Origin of the sequence: Novosphingobium sp., assembly GCF_032093395.1 — a bacterium.
Taxonomy (GTDB): Bacteria; Pseudomonadota; Alphaproteobacteria; order Sphingomonadales; family Sphingomonadaceae; genus Novosphingobium.
On sequence record NZ_DAMDBA010000155.1, the window covers coordinates 1 to 3154 of the forward strand.

General features: G+C 60.0%; 3 protein-coding genes. 1 reads left to right on the forward strand and 2 read right to left on the reverse strand.

All coding sequences use genetic code 11. The features are described 5' to 3' along the window. Window positions 1-134: 134 nt before the first annotated feature. A complete protein-coding gene (locus tag RT424_RS24160) occupies window positions 135-350 on the reverse strand; it encodes a hypothetical protein (protein WP_313443401.1) in 216 nt (71 codons plus the stop codon). 185 nt (window positions 351-535) lie between these two features. On the opposite strand from RT424_RS24160, the gene RT424_RS24165 reads away from it, so the two are divergent. Continuing rightward, window positions 536-733: a hypothetical protein gene (locus tag RT424_RS24165; RefSeq protein WP_313443403.1), complete on the forward strand. Its 198-nt coding sequence runs from the start codon at window positions 536-538 to the stop codon at window positions 731-733. Between the two features lie 2 nt (window positions 734-735). On the opposite strand, the gene RT424_RS24170 is transcribed toward RT424_RS24165, so the two are convergent. Next, window positions 736-3154 (reverse strand): conjugal transfer protein TraG N-terminal domain-containing protein (locus RT424_RS24170; RefSeq protein WP_313443405.1); only part of this gene is annotated, 2419 nt, incomplete at its 5' end.

A 3154-nucleotide genomic window follows, 5' to 3' on the forward strand; every position in this document is an offset into this window, starting at 1 on the left:
CAGCGAGAGGCTTATAGCGAACCGCAACACCGAGCACGCCCGGTGCGCCGGCCTCTCGTTCCGTGCGACAAGCCCGGCCCACGAAACGAAAAATGTGTTTCGGTTTCCGTGGTTTCAAGACCTGAGCCCTGCCTCTACCCGGCTGTGTAAAGGACGCCCGCGAGCGTCACGCAGAACACGGACAGCCACATGAAAATCTGGCTGATGACGTGCATGGCGAGGCCAACCCAGCTGAAGTGCCGCCTGAGCACGGCGGCCGATCCAACGGCAACGAAAAAGACGAGCAGCGCCGACGCGGAAGGTGTGGGATCACGTGGGAGCGTTTCGTCGAACAACGGCAGCAGCCCCAACGCTGAAACGAGAAGCCACGAAAACATAAATGCGAGGTTGCTCGACAGGTCTAGGTCCGCATGCCTAGGATTTTCGGCGGGCTCTCTCTTCTGGAACATTAGATTGCCCGCCCGCAGGCTTGTGAAGAAATCCAAATTCCAGTAAGGAATTGGCTCATATTTGCAGCGGAGGTTGCGGATTTTGTATGTTCGACCTGGACACGTATAATCAGACGAAGGACCTCTCCGGCGGACCGATCGTCACTGTGAAGTACGACGATCCCGTGCGGTACATCGAGGCGGCGACTGATGAGCGCGGCAACGTATCCAAGGCGGGAATGGTTGCATATTTGATCGCTTACGCAGTCGCGGCTGGTGCGCTCGCATATTGGTTTTGGATGTAAGCTCATTTCCTTAGATCGGGGTCAAGAAAGAACCCTTTGTCCTGGCCTTCGCCAACCTCCGATTGAATGCGCACATTGCCTTGCACATTAGCATGTCGCCCGGCCTGAGCTGCGCGGCGGTCTCCATCGATCGCGGCTTTACCTGACGAAATTATGGCTTCGGCTGCGCCCGGATCGCCTAGATTAGGCCCGGCCGGAATCCCGCCAGCACCATGCGGATGATAGGTCGCCCTGACATCGGCTGCGGAGGACACGCCGGTGCGGTGCACATCAACGAGATCAGGCTCGTTCAGGCTTCCACGGATTTCCTCGTAGATCGCTTCACGCTTCTCCGACATCCACCGCTGGACCATCTCATCCCGGACACTGCGCTGATGCTCGGAAAGGTCTGTCGCCCAGATTTCGGGTGCATCCAGACCAGGATTTGCCGCTTGTTGCGCACGGTACCAGTTCGCGAGGTCCTGACTGAGGTTTGTGCTGAGTTGCATGCCATGACTCTCGGCCCAACTGGCGTCGCGAGACAGCTGCTGCGACAATTCCTCCAGCTTGCGCGCGGACTCCTGATATGAGCGCGCGCGGGAGAGAGCGTCCTCAGTGCTCACCGAAGCCGACGACGTCTGCGAGGCGCGACTGAACACGCCGCTCCGGCTGTAGGTGCCATCCGAAGAACTTGCGCCGGTTCCGTTCGAATGTTCGTCGCGTACCCCACTGGAAGCAGTGTTGGAGCTATCGCTGGAATTGGTTTGTCCCGTGGAATGCTGCAGCTGATCTTGTTGTGATCCGCTCTTACCTACGCTTCCTTCAATTCCTGGCAGCAAGCCGGACGCCCGGCGCCCACCTCCGCCTGGACCTGCGGCTGCCGGACCTCCCATACCGGTGGTTATCCTACCGCCCACTTGGTCAGACGTTATTGCACTTCGATCGTGAGTGTCACTGACCCGCTGCGATTGCCCGATCGAAGATCTGTCTTCCAGCCCCTGAGAACTGCTTCCTGTTCTCCGGTCGAACTGTTCGATCGAAGTGTTGGCTTGGCGGCCGCTGCTCGAATCCCATCCCGACGACTGTTCGGTCGAGGTTCCGAATGCGCTGCGATTGGTATGGGTTGAGGTCAGGATGTCGTTTGCGGCGTTTTCATAGGCCTGCGACTGACGGTGCGCCTCGTTCGCCATTTCGCGCCATTCGGCGACGGCGCCCGACGACATTGTCGGCGTGAATGCCAGGCGCGAAATGGCGCCGCCCGTATCGAAGACCTCCTGTCCGTTGCCGAAGCCATTGATCAGCGCGCCATTGTCCTGGCGCCAACTTGTCATCGGCGCGCCGCCCATATAGCTCGGCGCCTTGGTCCACTGGTCGCTCTGCTGCATGTTGGACGTCGAATTTGCCCAGCTGACATTCCCATAGGAATAGTTGCCCGTCGTCTGTTCGAGGGCAGCGGCTTCGGCGGCGTTCTGTGCGGGCGCGAGCATGGACATGGACTGGCCGGCGATAGACATCGCGCCGCGTGCCAGTCCCGCCGCGAGGAACGGGACCGACATCAGCATGAACCCTGCGATCGTCGCAGTCTCACCGTTCACGGCGCCGATGCCTGCGAAAGTGCCGAGCGTAACACCGCCCGATGCGATGCCGGTCGCCGCGGTCTCGGCGCGCGTCATGCATATCATATGCAGGATAACGTAAAGCGGGCCCCAGGCAGCCAGGTAGAAGAAGCCAACAGCGTAGCCCTTGAGCGCGCTCAGCCCGGTTTGCGGCATTAGGAAGAGCGGGAAGATGACCGGGAACATCGCAAAGAACACGACTGTCAGAACGATGTTGAGGATCGGCACCCAGGCCATCGCCTGTTGCGCAATCGAATTGTAGGTGTTGCGGGCCTGTACGTCGGCACGGGTCTGCGCGAACGTGTCGATCGCCGCCGCCCCCGTGCCACCCGCCATGGAGCTGCGCGCCTGCATGAATGCGTTGATCGCAGTGTTTAGCCGCATATAGTCGGCGTAGCTGCTTCCCGACCCCGTGAAAGCCTGGTTCACAATAGGAACATCATGCTTCAGCTTGTCGGCAGCAAGCGCGTTGCTGAGCTTGGGGTAGACCTCTTTCGCCCAGATCGGGGTGTTAGCCTCGATCATGTTGGCCCACTGACCCGAAAGACCTTCATAGGCCTGGCGGCACGTCACGATATAGCTCGTGACCGCGCCGCTGCCGTCCTTTTCCAGCCATTCCTGGGAGCGTGCTTCCGAGCCCGGGCCAATCGCGGCCCAAAGATCCTGCGCCTTCGACAGCTCGGTCAGCGATTTCTGGTTTAGCATGACGTCGCCGAACACACAATTCTTGAAATGCTTCTCGAGATTGGTCGCAAACTCGGCGTCGCGGATTACGAAGTTGCGCGTCGCATCGAACAGCCGCGCACCGTAGACCATGCCGTTGGTG